At 47.3% G+C, this 18,735-nt stretch carries 19 protein-coding genes, 1 tRNA gene and 1 pseudogene; 5 read left to right on the forward strand and 16 right to left on the reverse strand.

Translation table 11 applies throughout. The features are described 5' to 3' along the window. The 7 genes and pseudogenes from Q0R17_RS16495 to tpiA form a co-directional block, all read right to left on the reverse strand. A pseudogene (locus tag Q0R17_RS16495) lies at positions 1-220 on the reverse strand (NADH-quinone oxidoreductase subunit D); the annotation flags it as partial. Beyond that, positions 210-794, reverse strand: coding sequence for an NADH-quinone oxidoreductase subunit C (locus tag Q0R17_RS16500; protein ID WP_293936910.1), 585 nt, complete (start codon positions 792-794; stop codon positions 210-212). The pseudogene Q0R17_RS16495 and the gene Q0R17_RS16500, both read right to left, overlap by 11 nt. A gap of 27 nt (positions 795-821) precedes the next feature. Next, entirely contained in the window at positions 822-1,334 is a 513-nt protein-coding gene (locus Q0R17_RS16505; protein ID WP_293936876.1) for an NADH-quinone oxidoreductase subunit B family protein, read from the reverse strand. 4 nt (positions 1,335-1,338) lie between these two features. Then, on the reverse strand, positions 1,339-1,707 hold the full coding sequence (locus Q0R17_RS16510; protein WP_293936879.1) for an NADH-quinone oxidoreductase subunit A: 369 nt from the start codon (positions 1,705-1,707) through the stop codon (positions 1,339-1,341). Positions 1,708-1,781: 74 nt separating this feature from the next. Next, a tRNA-Leu gene (locus Q0R17_RS16515) sits at positions 1,782-1,866 on the reverse strand. Positions 1,867-1,900: 34 nt separating this feature from the next. After that, positions 1,901-2,221 (reverse strand): preprotein translocase subunit SecG, encoded by a 321-nt coding sequence (secG, locus tag Q0R17_RS16520; RefSeq protein ID WP_293936881.1) that lies wholly within the window; start codon positions 2,219-2,221, stop codon positions 1,901-1,903. Between the two features lie 53 nt (positions 2,222-2,274). Next, entirely contained in the window at positions 2,275-2,985 is a 711-nt protein-coding gene (tpiA, locus tag Q0R17_RS16525) for a triose-phosphate isomerase (protein WP_293936883.1), read from the reverse strand. 223 nt (positions 2,986-3,208) lie between these two features. On the opposite strand from tpiA, the gene pstS reads away from it, so the two are divergent. From pstS to pstB, 4 genes are all read left to right on the forward strand, one after another. Then, the gene (gene pstS, locus Q0R17_RS16530; protein WP_293936885.1) at positions 3,209-4,249 is read left to right on the forward strand and encodes a phosphate ABC transporter substrate-binding protein PstS; all 1,041 of its coding nucleotides are present in this window, start codon (positions 3,209-3,211) and stop codon (positions 4,247-4,249) included. Between the two features lie 105 nt (positions 4,250-4,354). Beyond that, entirely contained in the window at positions 4,355-5,311 is a 957-nt protein-coding gene (pstC, locus tag Q0R17_RS16535) for a phosphate ABC transporter permease subunit PstC (RefSeq protein ID WP_293936887.1), read from the forward strand. After that, on the forward strand, positions 5,308-6,156 hold the full coding sequence (gene pstA, locus Q0R17_RS16540) for a phosphate ABC transporter permease PstA (protein WP_293936890.1): 849 nt from the start codon (positions 5,308-5,310) through the stop codon (positions 6,154-6,156). The genes pstC and pstA overlap by 4 nt, the downstream gene beginning before the upstream one ends. Positions 6,157-6,181: 25 nt before the next feature. Then, positions 6,182-6,952: a phosphate ABC transporter ATP-binding protein PstB gene (gene pstB / locus Q0R17_RS16545; protein WP_293936912.1), complete on the forward strand. Its 771-nt coding sequence runs from the start codon at positions 6,182-6,184 to the stop codon at positions 6,950-6,952. 127 nt (positions 6,953-7,079) lie between these two features. Here pstB and Q0R17_RS16550 read toward each other — a convergent pair whose 3' ends face one another. The 5 genes from Q0R17_RS16550 to rlmE all read right to left on the reverse strand — a co-directional run bounded on the left by Q0R17_RS16550 (position 7,080) and on the right by rlmE (position 12,631). Further along, the gene (locus Q0R17_RS16550; RefSeq protein ID WP_293936892.1) at positions 7,080-7,382 is read right to left on the reverse strand and encodes a BON domain-containing protein; all 303 of its coding nucleotides are present in this window, start codon (positions 7,380-7,382) and stop codon (positions 7,080-7,082) included. Between the two features lie 201 nt (positions 7,383-7,583). Beyond that, positions 7,584-8,945: a phosphoglucosamine mutase gene (gene glmM, locus Q0R17_RS16555; RefSeq protein WP_293936914.1), complete on the reverse strand. Its 1,362-nt coding sequence runs from the start codon at positions 8,943-8,945 to the stop codon at positions 7,584-7,586. A gap of 107 nt (positions 8,946-9,052) precedes the next feature. Next, positions 9,053-9,877 (reverse strand): dihydropteroate synthase, encoded by an 825-nt coding sequence (folP, locus tag Q0R17_RS16560; protein WP_293936894.1) that lies wholly within the window; start codon positions 9,875-9,877, stop codon positions 9,053-9,055. Positions 9,878-9,987: 110 nt separating this feature from the next. After that, positions 9,988-11,898: an ATP-dependent zinc metalloprotease FtsH gene (ftsH, locus tag Q0R17_RS16565; RefSeq protein WP_293936896.1), complete on the reverse strand. Its 1,911-nt coding sequence runs from the start codon at positions 11,896-11,898 to the stop codon at positions 9,988-9,990. Positions 11,899-12,010: 112 nt separating this feature from the next. Beyond that, positions 12,011-12,631 carry a 23S rRNA (uridine(2552)-2'-O)-methyltransferase RlmE gene (gene rlmE, locus Q0R17_RS16570; RefSeq protein ID WP_293936899.1) on the reverse strand — a complete coding sequence of 207 codons (621 nt, stop codon included), beginning with the start codon at positions 12,629-12,631 and terminating at the stop codon, positions 12,011-12,013. A gap of 37 nt (positions 12,632-12,668) precedes the next feature. Between rlmE and yhbY the strand changes: the two genes are divergently transcribed. Continuing rightward, positions 12,669-12,983, forward strand: a complete 315-nt coding sequence (yhbY, locus tag Q0R17_RS16575; RefSeq protein ID WP_293936901.1) for a ribosome assembly RNA-binding protein YhbY — start codon at positions 12,669-12,671, stop codon at positions 12,981-12,983. A gap of 104 nt (positions 12,984-13,087) precedes the next feature. On the opposite strand, the gene Q0R17_RS16580 is transcribed toward yhbY, so the two are convergent. The 4 genes from Q0R17_RS16580 to carA all read right to left on the reverse strand — a co-directional run bounded on the left by Q0R17_RS16580 (position 13,088) and on the right by carA (position 18,731). After that, positions 13,088-13,531 (reverse strand): DUF4149 domain-containing protein, encoded by a 444-nt coding sequence (locus Q0R17_RS16580; protein WP_293936903.1) that lies wholly within the window; start codon positions 13,529-13,531, stop codon positions 13,088-13,090. Positions 13,532-13,550: 19 nt separating this feature from the next. Next, on the reverse strand, positions 13,551-14,033 hold the full coding sequence (gene greA / locus Q0R17_RS16585; RefSeq protein WP_046352301.1) for a transcription elongation factor GreA: 483 nt from the start codon (positions 14,031-14,033) through the stop codon (positions 13,551-13,553). Between the two features lie 270 nt (positions 14,034-14,303). Then, positions 14,304-17,525, reverse strand: coding sequence for a carbamoyl-phosphate synthase large subunit (gene carB / locus Q0R17_RS16590; RefSeq protein WP_293936906.1), 3,222 nt, complete (start codon positions 17,523-17,525; stop codon positions 14,304-14,306). Between the two features lie 72 nt (positions 17,526-17,597). Beyond that, positions 17,598-18,731 carry a glutamine-hydrolyzing carbamoyl-phosphate synthase small subunit gene (gene carA / locus Q0R17_RS16595; protein WP_293936916.1) on the reverse strand — a complete coding sequence of 378 codons (1,134 nt, stop codon included), beginning with the start codon at positions 18,729-18,731 and terminating at the stop codon, positions 17,598-17,600. Positions 18,732-18,735: the final 4 nt, after the last annotated feature.

Consider the following 18,735-nt stretch of genomic DNA (forward strand, 5'->3'; position numbering starts at 1 on the left):
ACATCATCGACACATAGTCGAGACGGTCCATATAAGGCAGCGATTGAATATAGGTTTTTGATTCAGCTAATTTTTCAGTACCACGGTGCAAAAGCCCGATATGCGGGTCTGCCCGTTCAACCACTTCACCATCAAGCTCTAACACAAGGCGAAGCACGCCGTGCGCGGCAGGGTGTTGTGGCCCGAAGTTAAGCGTGTAGTTGCGGATTTCAGCAGCCACCGTAGTTCTCCTCGCGGATGATACGCGGAGTTGTTTCACGCGGATCGATAGTGACAGGCTGGTAGATAACGCGGCCTTGTTCTGGGTCGTAACGCATTTCTACGTAACCTGAAAGCGGGAAATCCTTACGGAAAGGATGACCAACAAAACCATAATCAGTCAGAATACGGCGTAAATCTGGATGGCCTTGAAACATAATCCCGAACAAATCAAACGCTTCGCGCTCAAACCAATTCAGGCCAGGCCACACAGTCACTACCGATGGCACAACCGGGAAGTCATCATCAGTACAGAACACGCGTACACGTAAGCGTACATTGTGTTTATACGACAAGAAGTGGTAAACCGCAGCAAAGCGATGGCCTTCCCATACGGCGTCTTTGTAAGCGCTGTAATCAACACCACAAACATCCAGACAGGATTCAAAGTGCAAAGCTGCATCATCACGCAGCATTAACGCTACAGCGGGCCACGCAGCAACCGGCACTTCAATGGTAACTTCGTCTAAAGCACAGACCATTTTGGAGAGATTAGCCCCCCCCACCTCACCTAGAACAGACTTCAGGCTGTCCATTAGGATAGAAAGTTTACGATCCACTGATTACCCTCGCTCACTTGCTACAACACCTGATCGTGCAATAGTGTTTGTACGCTTAATCTTATTCTGTAGCTGAATAATGCCGTAAAGCAAAGCTTCAGCTGTCGGAGGACAGCCCGGCACATAGATATCAACCGGCACAATCCGATCACAACCACGAACCACAGAATAGGAATAATGGTAGTAACCACCACCGTTGGCACAGGATCCCATCGAGATCACCCAGCGTGGCTCAGGCATCTGATCGTAAACTTTACGCAAGGCTGGTGCCATTTTATTGCACAGAGTACCTGCAACAATCATCAGATCAGACTGACGCGGACTTGGACGAAAAACAATACCAAAACGATCCAAGTCATAGCGGGCAGCGCCTGCATGCATCATTTCTACCGCACAACAGGCCAAACCAAAGGTCATAGGCCATAGGGATCCGGTACGGGTCCAGTTGATGACGGTATCTAGTGATGTGGTTACAAAGCCCTTGTCTGCTGACGGCAAACTTGTTTGAGCATTCATTTTATTACTCCCATTCCAGTGCGCCTTTCTTCCACTCAAAGACAAAGCCCACAACCAATACGGTCAGGAAGATCATCATTGTAAGGAAGCCGAACATGCCGAGCTCTTTGAGCACAACAGCCCATGGCACAAGGAAGGCCACTTCGAGATCGAACAAAATAAACAGGATTGCAACGAGGTAGTAGCGCACATCAAATTGCATGCGCGCGTCTTCGAAAGCTTCGAAGCCACACTCGTAAGGCGAGCGTTTTTCAGGATCAGGCCGATTGGTCCCGAGAATCTTGCCCACCCCCCAGCCAAGAACCAGAGGGGCGACGCCCACCAAGAGTCCTACAGCCAGAAACATCAGGATGGGGAAATAGTTAGCGAGCATGGCACTCCCCAGATTTGCGGTTAAGGATATTTTTATATGTTGTATTCGCCCACATTGCGCGGACGTTTTGAATCTGGTGCCGACAGAGAGACTCGAACTCTCACAACCGAAGTCACTACCCCCTCAAGATAGCGTGTCTACCAATTTCACCATGTCGGCATTAAAAACAGATTAATCTTCCTAAATTAACGGCTTACTCAGGAATTTTACTTGGCTGTGCAGGCTGCTGTACCGCAGGCTTTTGCGTACCCATCACACCCAGATCAGACTTCTTAGCTGGGCTTACAAGTAAGACCAGAGCAAGACAGCTAGCAAAGAACAGCGTAGCCGTCACCGCAGTAGTCCGGCTTAAAAAATTAGCCGAACCTGACGATCCAAACAAACTGCCCGCAGAACCACTGCCAAATGCAGCGCCCATATCAGCACCTTTACCGTGCTGCATTAGCACCAAAACAATGGTAGCAATCGCTGAAACCACGTTAAGAATAAGCACGAGTGATTTAATAAGTTCCATTTATTTCTCAATTCTATGCGGCGCGCATTCTAGCAGGGTTTTCGATTCCTTGACTAGCGCGCAGCCATGCAGATTTCTAAAAACTCGGAAGCCGAAAGGGCCGCTCCGCCAACAAGTACACCATCTACCCCGTCTACTGCCAGAACCTCTTCAGCATTACTGCCTTTTACACTACCGCCGTACAACACTCGGGTGCGGGGCTCTAAAGTTTCTTTGATAAACGCGTGCATTTCTGCGATTTGCGCTGATGTGGCTATCACGCCGGTACCTACTGCCCATGATGGCTCGTAAGCAACCGCATAAAGCCCTATCGGCAAACCGCGTAAAACGGCTAATTCTGCTGCAATAATTTCTTTATGCCTGCCACTTGCGCGCTCATCTGCATCTTCTCCAACACAATACACGGGAAAAAGCCCTGCATCTAAACATGCACGCAGCTTACGCGCGGCATTTTCACTACTCTCGCCAAAATAACGACGACGTTCTGAGTGCCCCACGATAACCAGCTCGCAACCAATGTCTGCCAACATAGATGCAGAAACTGCGCCTGTGTAGGCCCCAACATGATACTCGCTGACGTCCTGAGCTCCAACCTGAACCTGACTATCTTTTAGTAAACTATTAGCAAGCATGACATAAGGATAAGGAATGCATACCGCCACGTTCGAGCCAAGCTTGGCACGGGCCAACTCAGGCAATACCGAACGAACCTTACCGATGCTGCCATGCATCTTCCAGTTACCAATTACTAGCTGTCTTGTCATACGACGTGAAGCACCCACTTCAAAAGCTGCAGATTGTATTCCCACCCCTACCCCCAGTCAAACCGAGGCGTGCTTGATTCTATAAAGAACACGCGTCAATTTATTGATTTTCAAGAGAAGCTCACCCAAACTGAGTGACTTGTAATATTTCAGCAACAATCAGCAGCTAGCATAGCGAAATATCATTTCAATCCAAACGCTTTAGCCCTCGGAGTTATCTGTAATGGCACTTGTTCGCAAACTGATTGTTACCATCGGCCTTACTGCCGGCCTGTTCACACATGCTATCGCGGCAGACATTACTGGTGCAGGTGCGACCTTCCCGTACCCGCTCTACGCTAAGTGGGCTGAAATGTACAAAGCAAAAACCGGCACTGGCCTGAATTATCAATCGATTGGTTCTGGTGGCGGTATTAAGCAAATTCAAGCTAAAACGGTTGATTTTGGCGCGTCCGACATGCCACTCAAGCCAGAAGAGTTAAATAAACAAGGCCTGATGCAATTCCCTACCGTGATTGGTGGCGTAGTGCCGGTGGTAAATATTCCTGGTATTAAGCCAGGCCAGTTGAAAATGACTCCGCAAGTACTGACTGACATTTTCCTTGGCAAAATCAAGAAATGGAATGACCCAGCCATCGTTGCGATCAACGCTGGTGTTAGCTTGCCAGACCAAAACATTACTGTTGTTCGTCGTTCAGACGGCTCAGGCACTACATTTGTATTTGCTGATTACCTGTCAAAAGTATCCGCAGAATGGAAAGAAAAAGTAGGTGCAAACACCTCCTTGCAATGGCCTGTTGGTGTAGGTGGCAAGGGTAACGAAGGCGTTTCCAACTATGTACAACGTATTAAAGGTGCAATTGGTTACGTTGAGTTTGCTTACGCAAAACAAAACAAACTGGCTCACACCGCACTGCAAAACCGTGACGGCGTTTTTGTTGAGCCTTCCGAAGAAGCCTTTATTGCCGCAGCAGCTGGCGCAGATTGGAAAAATGCCCCAGGCATGTATCTGCTGACGACAAACTCAGCGGGTAAAACATCATGGCCAATTGCTAACCCAACATTTATTTTGATGCACAAAAAGCAAGACAAACCAGCACAAGCACTTGAAGTATTGAAATTTTTTGATTGGGCTTATGGCAATGATGCAGATAAAGTTGCGCTTGATTTAGATTACATTCCTATGCCAGATAGCGTAGTGAATATGATTAAAGCCAACTGGAAAGCGCAAATGACAGATGGCGCAAATCCAATCTGGAAGTAATTAGTCATTACAGTGGCGGCAGTACCGCTATACGTCTAAACACACAACAGGAGCCATAAAGCTCCTGTTGTGTTGTTATGAAGCATCGGTGTAATGGAGATTTTAATGCCGAATCAAACACAACGAATGAAACAGCAGCGATTTCAAGATATGCTGTTCGTCGGCAGTACACGTTTTTTTGCTTTTTTTGTACTTGCTTTATTAAGCGGTATTATTCTTTCATTGCTCTATGGCGCAATGCCAAGCATTAAGCATTTTGGCTTAAGCTTTATTACTTCAGAAAGCTGGAATCCTGTTACAGAAGAATTTGGTGCATGGCCCTCTATTCGCGGCACTTTAGTTTCCTCTTTTATTGCGCTGATTATTGCGGTGCCCGTTAGCTTTGGCATTGCCATTTTTCTAACCGAATTATCACCAACATGGCTGCGCCGCCCACTTGGGGTAGCGATTGAGCTGCTTGCTGGCGTGCCTTCCATTATTTATGGCATGTGGGGTTTATTTGTTTTTGCACCCTTATTTGCAGACCATGTGCAGCCTTGGTTGACTGAAACCACCGCAAATTGGCCATTGATTGGGGGATTATTTGTGGGTGCACCAATGGGTATTGGCATGTTCACGGCCAGCTTGATTCTTTCAATTATGGTTATTCCTTATGTTACCTCGGTGATGCGTGATGTATTTGAAGTTGTACCGCCAATGCTTAAAGAATCAGCTTATGGCCTAGGCGCGACAACTTGGGAAGTCGTTTGGAATGTGGTTGTGCCATTTACTAAAAATGGGATTATTGGCGGCGTCATGCTGGGCCTTGGCCGTGCATTAGGCGAAACCATGGCAATTACCTTTGTTATTGGTAATTCTCAGGCAAAAATGAATTCCCTATTTGACCCTGCCACCACCATCTCTGCCACGCTAGCCAATGAATTTACCGAAGCCAATGGTGAGCTTTATGTTTCATCACTGATTGAATTAGGTTTATTACTGTTCTTTATCACCTTTATTGTTCTAGTGCTTTCTAAATTATTATTGCTGCGCTTACAACGCAATGAGGGCGCTAACTCATGAGTAAGGCCATGAATATTTATAAGCGCCGCCGCGCAGTCAATTACCTAAGCTTAACACTTTCCATTTTTGCCATGGCCTTTGGTTTATTCTGGTTATTCTGGATTATGTTTACGCTATTTAAAAATGGCCTGCCTGGTTTAACCTTTGCTACATTTACTCAAACAACACCTGCTCCAGGCAGTGCAGGTGGTTTGTCTAATGCAATTTTAGGCAGCTTGCAAATGTCCATTGTAGGGGTTGCTATTGGCACACCGATTGGCATTTTGGCAGGCACCTATTTGGCTGAATTTGGTAATAAAGGCTGGTTAGCGCCTACCACTCGCTTTATTAATGATATTTTGCTTTCTGCCCCTTCGATTGTTATTGGCTTATTTATTTTCGAAATGTATGTAGCACGCGTGCAGCATTTTTCTGGTTGGGCGGGCTCATTTGCTTTAGCTATTTTAGTGATTCCGGTGGTATTAAGAACCACAGAAAACATGCTGCGCCTAGTACCAACCGCAATGCGTGAAGCGGCCTATGCCCTAGGTGCTCCACAGTGGAAAATGGTGCTTTTAGTTACATTACGTGCCGCTAAAGCAGGTGTTGCAACCGGTATTTTGCTAGCCATTGCGCGTATCTTGGGCGAAACGGCACCGCTGCTATTTACGGCACTAAATAATCAATTCTATTCAAACATGAATCAGCCGATGTCTAATTTGCCAGTTGTCATCTTTCAATTCGCCATGAGCCCTTATGACGAATGGCATCAGTTAGCTTGGACGGGTGCTTTATTAATTGGCCTATTTGTGCTCGGTTTAAATATTGTTGCGCGCGTGATGCTGCGTGAACCGAAACAAAACTAACAAACCAATACGGATAAGTTTAATCATGAAGAATCAAACAAACCCTGCAAAACTTGCTATTAAAAACCTTAACTTCTATTACGGCAATTTTCATGCCCTAAAAAATGTAAATTTAGATATTCAAGAAGGAAAAGTGACCGCTTTTATTGGCCCATCTGGCTGCGGTAAATCTACCCTGCTGCGCACCTTTAATCGCATGTATGATCTTTATCCAAAATTACGTGCAGAAGGCGAAATCATCTTAAACGGTAAAAACGTTTTGGATAATGATGTAGATTTGAATATGCTACGTGCCAAAGTAGGCATGGTATTTCAGAAACCAACGCCATTTCCTATGTCTATTTATGACAATATTGCTTTTGGTGTAAAGCTGTACGAAAACTTGCCTAAATCCGAAATGGATGACCGCGTTGAATGGGCCTTGCAAAAAGCAGCGCTGTGGAATGAAGCAAAAGATAAACTGAAGCAATCTGGTTTAAGTTTATCTGGCGGTCAACAACAACGCCTTTGTATTGCACGCGCAGTTGCCGTTAAACCGGAAGTATTGCTATTAGATGAACCAACTTCGGCACTTGACCCAATTTCTACAGCACACGTAGAAGAATTAGTGCACGAATTAAAGCAAGATTATACGATTGCAATCGTAACGCATAATATGCAACAAGCCGCTCGTGTTTCTGATATCACCGCTTATATGTATTTAGGCGAACTGATTGAAGTAGGTGAAACAGATAGTATTTTCACCACACCGAAAGTAAAAGCGACTGAAGATTATATTACGGGTAAATTTGGTTAATTTATTGCTCTCCTAAAGCAAATGGCAAGCCTAAGGCTTGCCATTTTTTTAATCTAAAAAATCGTTACTCTGACTATTAACAGGCATAAAAAAGGCAGCCTAAGCTGCCTTCTTTAAATTTAAACCATTAGTTCTTTGGAACAATATTATTGAATACGTAGCGCACACCTTTTACATTTTCAGCCACATTACCTGCAAGGGCCATTTGCTCGCCTTCATCAACACTGCCTTCAATTGTTACATCGGCATCTTTACCTTTAACTTTTAAGTTAAACTTTTGTAAAACTAAATCGTTATCTAGATTACCTTTGACAGCAGCAGCTAATGCATCACCAGTCAATCCGGCAATAGCAGGTGCATCCGCAGCATTCACTGTGCCCATAGCAAATACAAAAATACTGGATACCAGAATCAGGCGTGCTAGTTTCATAAAATTACTCTCTCAGATTGTTGTGACAACAGACAACCCTGTTGTGGGTCATTAACTAGTACGATTCTAAAAGTATTAAGTTACAGAATTGTTTAATTACCATGACAAATCGTTAAAAGAATTTATTACAACACTTCCCAATAAATAAGCCAGCCAAATTATAAATGCGCCGTTAAAAAGCGGGGCAATGCCCCGCTCTAATTATTCAGCATTTGCCTCGCTACTGACTACTTTGGCAATCTGCTCTGCCCATTCTCGTGCAATATTGGCATCAGTGTGCTCCACCATTACGCGAACCACCGGCTCTGTACCTGATGGGCGTAATAACACACGGCCAGCAGTACCCATCGCCACTTCTGCCTTGCTTACTGCCGCTTTAATTAGCTCTGAGGCATGGCAATCAAAGCCCTTAGCGATACGGACATTTTTTAGCACCTGCGTTGACAGCACTAGATCATGGCAATACTGCGCCAATGTCTTGCCGCTTTCTTTTAGCGCCTGCAGCACTTGTAGGGCAGACACAATGCCATCACCGGTGGAGTGCTTGTCTAGGCAAAGCAAATGCCCAGAGCCTTCACCGCCTACCAGCCAGTTATTCGCTAGTAATTTTTCAAGCACATAGCGGTCTCCGACTTTAGCACGCTCAAAACCAATCCCGCGTGCTTTCAGGCCATTTTCTACGCCCAAATTCGTCATCAAGGTGCCAACTACGCCTTCGCCCAATGTTCCTTTATCCTGGCGATAACACGCAAGTGCGTAGAGCAGCTGATCGCCATCTACAATCGTGCCATCACGGTCGATCATAATCAGCCGATCGCCATCACCATCTAAGGAGATCCCGAAATCTGCACCTTCAGCCAGTACCGCTTTACGGGCAGTTTCTGGGTGAGTAGCACCAACATCTTCGTTGATATTGTAGCCATTAGGCGTTACACCAATCTTGACGACTTCTGCACCCAGCTCATGGAACACATGCGGGGCGATATCGTAAGTTGCGCCGTGTGCACAATCCACCACCAGTTTTAAGCCGCGTAGATCAAGCTCATTTGGGAAAGTGGATTTACAAAATTCAATATAACGGCCAGCCGCATCGTCTACTCGCCAAGATTTACCAATGCGCTTAGGCGAAACGCAAGGCTGTACTTGATCGATTGCTGCTTCAATCGCCAATTCAACGTCATCTGCCAGTTTTTTACCACCTGCACCAAAAAACTTAATCCCGTTATCGTGATAAGGATTGTGCGATGCAGAAATCACCACGCCAGCGGATAAACGCAACGCACGGGTTAAATAAGCGATACCAGGGGTAGGGAGAGGCCCTGTTAGATATACATCCACGCCAGCAGCGTTTAAACCCGCTTGCAGCGCGGCTTCCAGCATATAACCTGACACACGGGTGTCTTTACCGATCAGCACCGCAGCATGATCGCCATTACCACGCTTACTTTCTGCCGCAAGCACTTTACCCGCTGCATAGCCTAGCTTCATCGCAAACTCAGGTGTAATCGGATATTCACCCACTAAACCACGTACACCGTCTGTTCCAAAATACTTGCGACCCATCATTCACTCCGATAATAAGCTTGGCCAAATTTGCTTCCAACTACTTTTACCCCAATTTTTAAACAGGGACATTGCTGGAGAACAAATTATTTTAAAAAAACTGGCGTTTATTGTAAGGCACGCCATACTTTTAACGCATCCACTGTTTCCCGCACATCGTGTACCCGAATCACCGCGCTACCTGCCTGTGCAGCCATAAGCGCAGCGGCAATGCTAGCAGGCATGCGCTCATGCACAGCCTGGCCAGTAATCTGCCCTAACATACTCTTACGCGATACCCCAATCAATAAAGGGGTGGCTAAGCTTTGTAATAGCATGGGCAAACCACGAAACAGCGCCACATTATGTTCTAAATTTTTGCCGAATCCAAAACCAGGATCCAACAATAGACGCTGATGGGCAATGCCAGCAGCCAAAGCAGCATCCCGTCTTTGCCGCAAATAATGTGTTACCTCTGCAAGTACATCGGTATAGCTAGGCGTAGATTGCATATTTTGCGGCTCGCCCTGCTTATGCATGAGGCAAACTGCAGCATTACTTTTAGCCAGCAGCTCTAGTGCGCCCTCTTCTTCTAAGGCAGAAATATCATTCACTAGATCTACCCCAGAGTCTAAGGCAGCATGCATTACAGCAGCTTTACGAGTATCTACAGAAAGTGGCACATTCAACGCTTGTAGTGCCGTAATGACGGGAATAACGCGGTGAATTTCTTCTACTTCAGACACAAAAGCTGCACCTGGGCGCGTTGATTCGCCACCAATATCTAAAATATCCGCACCATCGGCGAGCAGTTTTTCAGCATGAGCGAGTGCGGCACCCACTTGTTGAAAATGCCCACCATCCGAAAACGAATCAGGAGTGACATTAACAATGCCCATCACCAATGGGCGATTCAACTGCAGGCTAAAACGCCCACATTGCAATATATTCATCTTATCCCTCATCTTTAATGCAGTTTTTGGCGCTTTTTATACTACTGATACCTTTAGGCAGCACAAAAAAAGGCGGCCCATCAGGCCGCCATTTTATTCACAACTCAGTTTTAAGCTTCGGTTGCTGGAGTATTAATTACAGGAGTAGCTGGCGCTTCACCGCTTGGGCGATCACCCGCTGGCGTCTTCACTGGCAACGCTTTTGGGGGCTTAGGAGTGCGGCCTTGCATGATGTCTTCGATCTGCTCTGCATCAATGGTTTCCCATTCGAGCAGTGCAGCCGTCATGGCTTCAACTTTATCGCGGTTATCTTCTAGTAAGCGGCGGGCTAAGCCATATTGCTCGTCGATAATACGGCGGATTTCAGCGTCAACCTGCATCATGGTCGCTTCAGACATATTCTTATGCGTGGTAACTGAGCGGCCTAAAAATACTTCACCTTCGTTTTCGCCATACACCATCGGGCCTAAAGCATCGGTCATACCGTAACGCGTCACCATATCGCGGGCTAATGAAGTAGCACGCTCAAAGTCGTTTGATGCGCCGGTGGTCATCTGATTCATAAACAATTCTTCGGCAATACGGCCACCGAATAAAATCGCAATACGGTCCATCAGATAGCCACGATCATAAGCATAGCGATCGGCTTCAGGCAGCTGCATGGTTACGCCCAGTGCGCGGCCACGAGGAATAATGGTCACTTTATGCACCGGATCAGACTTAGGCAAAAGCTTTGCCACTACAGCATGGCCTGATTCGTGGTACGCAGTATTGGTTTTTTCTTCTTCGCTCATCACCATAGAGCGGCGTTCCGACCCCATCATGATTTTATCTTTAGCCGATTCAAAATCGTCCATATCAACCAGACGTTTTACTCGGCGAGCAGCAAATAGCGCCGCTTCATTCACTAAGTTTGCAAGGTCCGCACCTGAGAAACCCGGTGTACCACGCGCAATCACCTGTGCATCCACATCGTTAGAAATAGGCACTTTGCGCATATGCACGCCAAGAATCTGCTCACGGCCACGAATATCTGGCAATGAAACCATGACTTGACGATCAAAACGACCTGGACGCAGCAGCGCAGGATCAAGCACATCAGGGCGGTTAGTTGCTGCAATCACCATAATGCCGGAATTGCCTTCAAAACCATCCATCTCAACCAGCATCTGGTTCAGTGTTTGCTCGCGCTCATCATTACCGCCGCCCATACCGGCACCGCGCTGACGGCCTACCGCATCAATTTCATCGATAAAGATGATGCAAGGTGCGTTTTTCTTAGCGTTTTCAAACATATCACGAACGCGGGCAGCGCCCACGCCGACAAACATTTCAACGAAATCAGAGCCCGAGATACTAAAGAATGGCACTTTAGCTTCACCGGCAATCGCTTTCGCCAGCAAAGTTTTACCCGTACCTGGAGGGCCAACCAGCAAAATACCGCGTGGCATACGGCCACCTAAGCTTTGGTATTTAGTTGGATCACGCAAGTAATCTACGATTTCTGATACGTCAGCCTTGGCTTCATCACAACCCGCCACATCAGCAAAAGTAATCACATTGGTCGCTTCATCTAAAAGACGCGCCTTTGATTTACCAAAGCTAAATGCACCGCCTTTACCGCCACCTTGCATCTGGCGCATAAAGAACACCCATACGCCAATCAAGAGCAGCATAGGGAACCAATTGATGAATAAATTCATCAAGAAGCTTGGTTCTTCCTCAGCTTTAGCCGCAAATTTGACGTTATGCTTGATCAGCGTATCAACCATACGGAAATCAAACGGAGCCAGTGTAGAGAATGCGCTGCCATCGTTGCGCTTGCCTTTAATAATCTGGCCGCGAATCGGGTTTCCCTCGATTTCTGCGCTGGCAATTCGATCAGCCTCTACATCAGCCATAAACTGCGAATACGCCACCTGCCCGCTTGCATCTTGCTTGCGGGAAAATTGGTTAAAGACTGTCATCAGTACCAGACCAATGACGAGCCAAATGGCGATGTTCTTGCCGAGATTGTTCACGGCGCTACTCCTGATTATCCCCTGGCAGCCTACCAAGCGAGTGCAATTCACACGCTTAAGCTAGACCGGCTACTCGGGATGAAAGAAAAAAATTCTACACGTTTAATACTATTCAAGCTTTTTTCTGTTTGCCGAGCAAATAAGTTTCATTGCTACGGTCGCGTGAGGCCTTAGGATTACGAGTGACCACCGTCGTAAATGTTTCACGCATCGCAGCCATGTACTCGGTAAAACCATAACCTTGGAATACCTTGACCAGAAAAGATCCGTTTGGTTTCAATTGCTCACGAACAAAATCTAAAGCAAGCTCACATAAAAGCATACTACGAGCCTGATCCATGACGGCATTCCCCGTTATATTGGGGGCCATATCGCAAATCACAAGGTCTACCTGGCGCCCAGCAAGTAATTCAGTGTACTGAGCCAGTACTTCTTCTTCCCGAAAATCACCCTGAATGAAATCCACACCACGAATTGGTGTCATCTCCAATAAGTCTAGCGCAAAAACACGCCCAGACTCACCCACATTCTGACTTGCGACTTGCGACCAGCTCCCGGGCGCAGCGCCAAGATCGGCGACCCACAGGCCTTGTTTGAATAATTTGTCTTTTTCATTGATCTCAAGCAGCTTGTAAGCAGCGCGTGCGCGGTAGCCTTCTTTTTTTGCTTGATGGACATAATGATCGTTGACGTGTTCCTTCAACCACGCATTACTGGAATTGCTACGAGCCATGAGGTAAAATTGCCTGTTTAGTCAAGGATTTGAAACAATGGAACTCACATCGGATCAGCGTCGCCACCTGAAAAGCTTGGCTCATCATATCGATCCAGTCGTGATGATCGGTAATAATGGCCTAGCAGACGCGGTAATCCGCGAAATTGCTGTTAATTTAGATGCACATGAACTCATTAAAATTCGAGTTTTAGGTGATGATCGTGCCCTGCGTGAAGAATACATGCAAAAGATCTGCTCTGAACTCGGAGCGGTTGCCGTTCAACACATTGGCAAATTATTAATTGTTTACCGCGCATCAAATACTGATAAGCCTCGGATCGTACTACCCAAGGCAAAAAAAGCCAAATAAACGGGCTTTAATGTAAATAGGGCGACTCAGGTCGCCCTAATACTTTAGCGGTTTTTTCACACACATGCATAAAACGCATCGCCACAGCAGGGCAATTAGCCCGCTTAGCGATCCGTATCAGACCAGATGTAAATTATACCAAACACACTCTGCAAAAGATAAATCAAGCTAGAAAGGGTATGCCATTGCGCTAATCCCCCTCCAAACATCCCTTCTGCGGCCGTGCTTACAGCAGGCTTTAAGCTAGCAATCATTGGGAAAATCGCAAACTGGTTTACAAGGGTACATAGCAACATCCCCATCACCAGCCAAAATTTTCCACTTTGAAAGCCGCGCATGCCCATCTGCCAAACACACCAAATAGCCAGATATACGCCAGCTACAATTCCTACCCAACCAATCGCATGAAATAGCTTACCGGCCACCATCCCTGCTGTAGCTTTGTCTAAGCCAGCAAATAGCGCAGGAGCTGCGATGACGCCAATGGTCCACATACCGCCAATCCACAGTACGGTGAGTAGGTTTTTTAAACCTGAACCTAAGCCCATTGCATTCCCTTTGGGTGTATTAGATGTATTTTACATCGAGTACTTCGTACTCGCGGATGCCGCCTGGAGCCATCACTTCAGCTACATCACCGGCATACTTACCGATTAGCGCTCGTGCAATCGGGCTAGACACTGAGATTTTAAATTCTTTGATTTCAGCTTCTTCATCACCCACGATTTGGTAAGTGACTTTATTACTGGTTTCTAAGTCTTCTAAATCAACCGTTGCGCCAAATACCACACGGCCCTCAGCGGTTTCAGCAAGGCTAGCTGGCTCGATTAACTGCGCATTAGAAAGCTTACTTTCTAGCTCAGCAATACGTCCTTCCACAAAGCCTTGTCTCTCTTTCGCTGCATCATACTCAGCGTTTTCCGATAAATCACCGTGTGAGCGTGCTTCGGCAATTGCCGCAATCACTGAAGGGCGTTCAACGCTCTTTAGATTTTGCAACTCGGCTTTCAGTTTTACCGCACCTTGTACGGTGAGCGGAATTTTTATCATTTCTTTACAGTCTCCATCCAAAAAGAAGAGCCGCCGTCACAAGTGGACGGCGGCTTTTACTTACGGGAACCTCGAAAAGCCCATCTTTCGTCATAATACTACGTTGCGCTTTAAAAAAATCTCCTTACATATCAAACATATGTAGCGTCGATTTTTTTAAAACGCGCCTTGTCTCATTTAGAAATATAGGTTTTTCGAGGCACCCTTACATTCTAGTGATGGTACTTCATTAAAATGAAGCACCATCCACGAACCTTAGGGCGTAAATTATCAGTGTTTGATCGTACGATGCAAGCCCTGCAGATCATAAACTCGCATTTCACCTAAATCACGCATGCCAATGCATGCTGCTTTGGCACCGGCAATCGTTGTAAATACAGGTAAGCGAGCCTTCATGGCTTCATGGCGAATCGAGTAAGAATCTTGAATGGCTTGGCGACGTTCGTCGACAGTATTCACTATCATGGCGATTTCACCATTCTTGATCATATCCACGATATGTGGGCGGCCTTCAGTTACCTTATTGACGTTTTGCACAGCAACACCAGCCCCAGCAATCGCTGCAGCCGTACCCTTGGTTGCAAAGACTTTAAAGCCCAGCGCTACGAGTACATTTGCACATTCGATCGCGCCGTTTTTATCGCCATCACGCACTGAGATAAACACATTGCCCTGTGTAGGCAAAGCAACACCTGCAGCTAACTGTGATTTTACAAAGGCTTCGGCAAACGTGGCGCCCACGCCCATGACTTCGCCGGTCGATTTCATTTCTGGGCCCAGAATTGAATCCACACCAGGGAATTTAATAAACGGGAATACCGCTTCTTTTACCGAGTAATAAGGTGGAATCACTTCCTTGGTCATGCCTTGCGAAACTAAGCTTTGACCCGCCATACAGCGCGCAGCGATCTTAGCAATCGGCAAGCTGGTGGCTTTTGATACATAAGGCACAGTACGGGATGCGCGTGGGTTAACTTCCAGCACAAACACTACCGCATCGTCCCCCTTGCCCTGAATGGCAAACTGCACATTCATTAGGCCAACCACGTTTAGGCCCTTAGCCATTAATACCGTCTGACGGCGTAGCTCATCTTGAATTTCTTTCGACAAGCTAAACGGTGGCAGTGAGCAAGCCGAGTCACCCGAGTGCACGCCAGCTTGTTCGATATGCTCCATAATGCCGCCAATCAACACATCGGTGCCATCACAAATGGCATCCACATCCACTTCAATTGCATCATTTAAGAAGCGATCCAAGAGCACAGGGCTATCATTAGAAACCTTCACGGCTTCACGCATATAGCGCTCTAAATCAGATTGCTGGTGCACGATTTCCATCGCACGGCCGCCCAATACATAGGACGGGCGCACCACCAGCGGGTAGCCAATTTCAGCGGCCAGTAATAGCGCATCGCGCTCATTACGCGCAGTGCGGTTAGGTGGCTGACGCAGACCTAAATCTTGCAGCAGCTTCTGGAAGCGTTCACGGTCTTCTGCTGCATCGATCATATCCGGCGTTGTGCCGATAATTGGTACGCCATTGGCTTCTAAGGCACGTGCTAGTTTCAGTGGCGTTTGGCCACCGTACTGCACGATCACGCCTTCTGGCTTTTCGATATTAACGATTTCTAGCACGTCTTCGAGCGTTAGCGGCTCAAAGTACAGGCGATCCGAAGTATCGTAATCGGTGGATACGGTTTCCGGATTGCAGTTAACCATAATGGTTTCAAAGCCATCTTCGCGCAGCGCCAGCGCCGCGTGTACGCAGCAGTAGTCAAACTCAATACCCTGACCAATGCGGTTTGGGCCACCGCCAAGGATCATGATTTTGCGTTTATCAGTTGGGGCTGCTTCGCACTCTTCTTCATAAGTCGAGTACATATAAGCGGTATCGGTCGAGAACTCTGCCGCGCAAGTATCTACCCGCTTATACACTGGGCGAATTTTCAGCGCATGACGCGCCTTACGCACTGCCGCTTGATCTGTTTCTAGCAAGGCGGCTAAACGACGATCAGAGAAACCTTTACGCTTAAGACGACGCATGGTTGCGTAATCGATGCTTTCAACGGCTGTGCCGCGAATCGCGTTTTCTTCTTGCACCAAATCTTCAATCTGACGCAGGAACCATGGATCAATCTTAGTTAAAGCAAAGACTTCATCTAAGCTCATGCCCACGCGGAAAGCATCGGCCACGTACCAGATACGCTCTGGACCAGGATTAGCGATTTCTGCTTCGATCACGCTGCGATCGGTGGTCATCTCATCAAAACCAGACATGCCGGTTTCTAAGCCACGCAAGGCTTTCTGCATGGATTCTTGAACAGAACGGCCAATGGCCATGACCTCACCCACTGACTTCATTTGGGTCGTCAGCTTGTCATTGGCTTGCGGGAATTTCTCGAAAGCAAAGCGCGGGATTTTAGTTACCACGTAGTCAATCGAAGGCTCAAACGAAGCAGGTGTTTTGCCGCCCGTGATTTCATTTTGCAGCTCATCCAGCGTAAAACCCACAGCCAGCTTGGCTGCCACTTTAGCAATCGGGAAACCCGTTGCTTTAGAAGCCAGCGCAGAAGAACGGCTTACGCGTGGGTTCATTTCAATGACGATCATCTCACCATTTTCTGGATTGGTGGCAAACTGCACATTCGAGCCACCGGTATCCACACCAATCTCACGCAATACCGCCAGTGAGGCGTTACGCATGATTTGGTATTCTTTATCCGTTAGCGTTTGTGCAGGGGCAACGGTAATTGAATCGCCAGTGTGCACACCCATCGGGTCGAAGTTTTCGATTGAGCAGATGATGATGCAGTTGTCGGCGCGATCGCGAACGACTTCCATCTCATACTCTTTCCAGCCTAATACCGACTGCTCGATCAGCAGTTCGTTCGTTGGCGATGCTTCAAAACCACGATCACAAATTTCGACAAATTCTTCACGGTTATAAGCAATACCGCCGCCCGAGCCGCCCATGGTAAACGATGGGCGAATCAGCGTTGGATACCCCACCGTTGCCTGCACGGCAAGGGCTTGTTCCATATTATGCGCAATGCCTGATTTTGGCGTAGAAAGGCCAATTTTAGTCATTGCATCTTTAAACTTGCCGCGATCTTCGGCTTTATCGATGGCATCGGGCTTAGCACCGATCATCTCTACATTGTACTTTTCCAGCACGCCCTGACGCCATAAATCCAAAGCGCAGTTCAGTGCGGTTTGGCCGCCCATAGTAGGCAGTAGCGCATCTGGACGCTCTTTCTCAATTATTTTTTCGACAACTTGCCAAGTAATTGGCTCGATGTAGGTCACGTCCGCCATATTGGGGTCGGTCATAATGGTGGCAGGATTACTGTTCACCAAAATAACGCGGTAACCCTCTTCACGCAGCGCCTTACACGCTTGTGCGCCGGAATAATCAAACTCACAAGCCTGGCCGATCACAATCGGGCCAGCACCAATGATTAAGATGCTTTTTAAATCTGTACGTTTTGGCATTGCTCTTCCCTCAAACTGCTTACGCTGCGCAAATTTATCGAATACGGCCAGCCCAAGACTGGCCACATTTACTTAAACTGGCTTACGCTCAGCCATCATTGCGATAAATTTATCGAACAAATACGCCACGTCATTCGGCCCTGGGCTTGCTTCTGGGTGGCCTTGGAAAGAAAACGCCGGTTTGTCGGTGAGTGCAATCCCTTGCACAGTGCCGTCAAACAAGGAGCGATGCGTTACTTTCACATTGGCTGGCAAGCTAGTTTCATCCACCTGAAAGCCATGATTCTGGCTGGTGATCATCACATGCTTGCTGGCTAAATCTTGTACCGGATGATTAGCACCGTGGTGACCGAACTTCATCTTGCTGGTTTTAGCACCACTGGCAAGACCCAAGAGCTGATGCCCCAGACAGATACCAAAAACAGGGATATCTGTAGCTAAGATGGCTTGAATCGCCTCAATTGCATAATCACAAGGCTCAGGATCGCCTGGGCCATTGGATAAAAACACGCCATCAGGCTTCAGTGCCAGTACATCTGCAGCGGGTGTTTGCGCAGGCACGACGGTGAGCTTGCAACCGCGCTCAGCCAGCATACGCAAGATGTTGTACTTCACACCGTAATCGTAAGCCACAACATGGAATTCTGGGTTTGTTTGCTCGGTGTAACCCGCGCCCAGTTTCCATTCGCGCGCTGTCCATGCGAATGATTCTTTGCACGTTACAACCTTAGCAAGATCTTGCCCTGCCATAGAGCCAAACGATTTGGCTTTTGCTACGGCAGCGGCTGCATCGATATTATCGCCAGTGACGATACAACCTGGCTGAGCGCCTTTGCTGCGTAAAATCCGCGTTAGCTTACGAGTATCAATATCTGCAATCGCAACAACATTATTCTTAACGAGATACTCGCCAAGGCTCATATCAGCGCGGAAATTAGAATGTAATAGTGGTAAATCACGAATGATCAGGCCAGCGGCAAACACGGAATGCGACTCTACATCTTCCGGGCTTACGCCATAGTTACCGATATGTGGATAGGTCAACGTGACCATTTGCTTGGTATACGATGGGTCTGTCAGGATTTCCTGATAACCGGTCATCGCCGTATTGAACACGACCTCACCAATGGTTGTGCCATCGGTTCCGATGGAAATACCATGAAAGAGGGTGCCGTCGGCAAGCGCAAGAAGGGCTGGTTTTGACACAGGC

This window comes from Iodobacter sp. (assembly GCF_025352645.1).
Lineage (GTDB): Bacteria > Pseudomonadota > Gammaproteobacteria > Burkholderiales > Chitinibacteraceae > Iodobacter.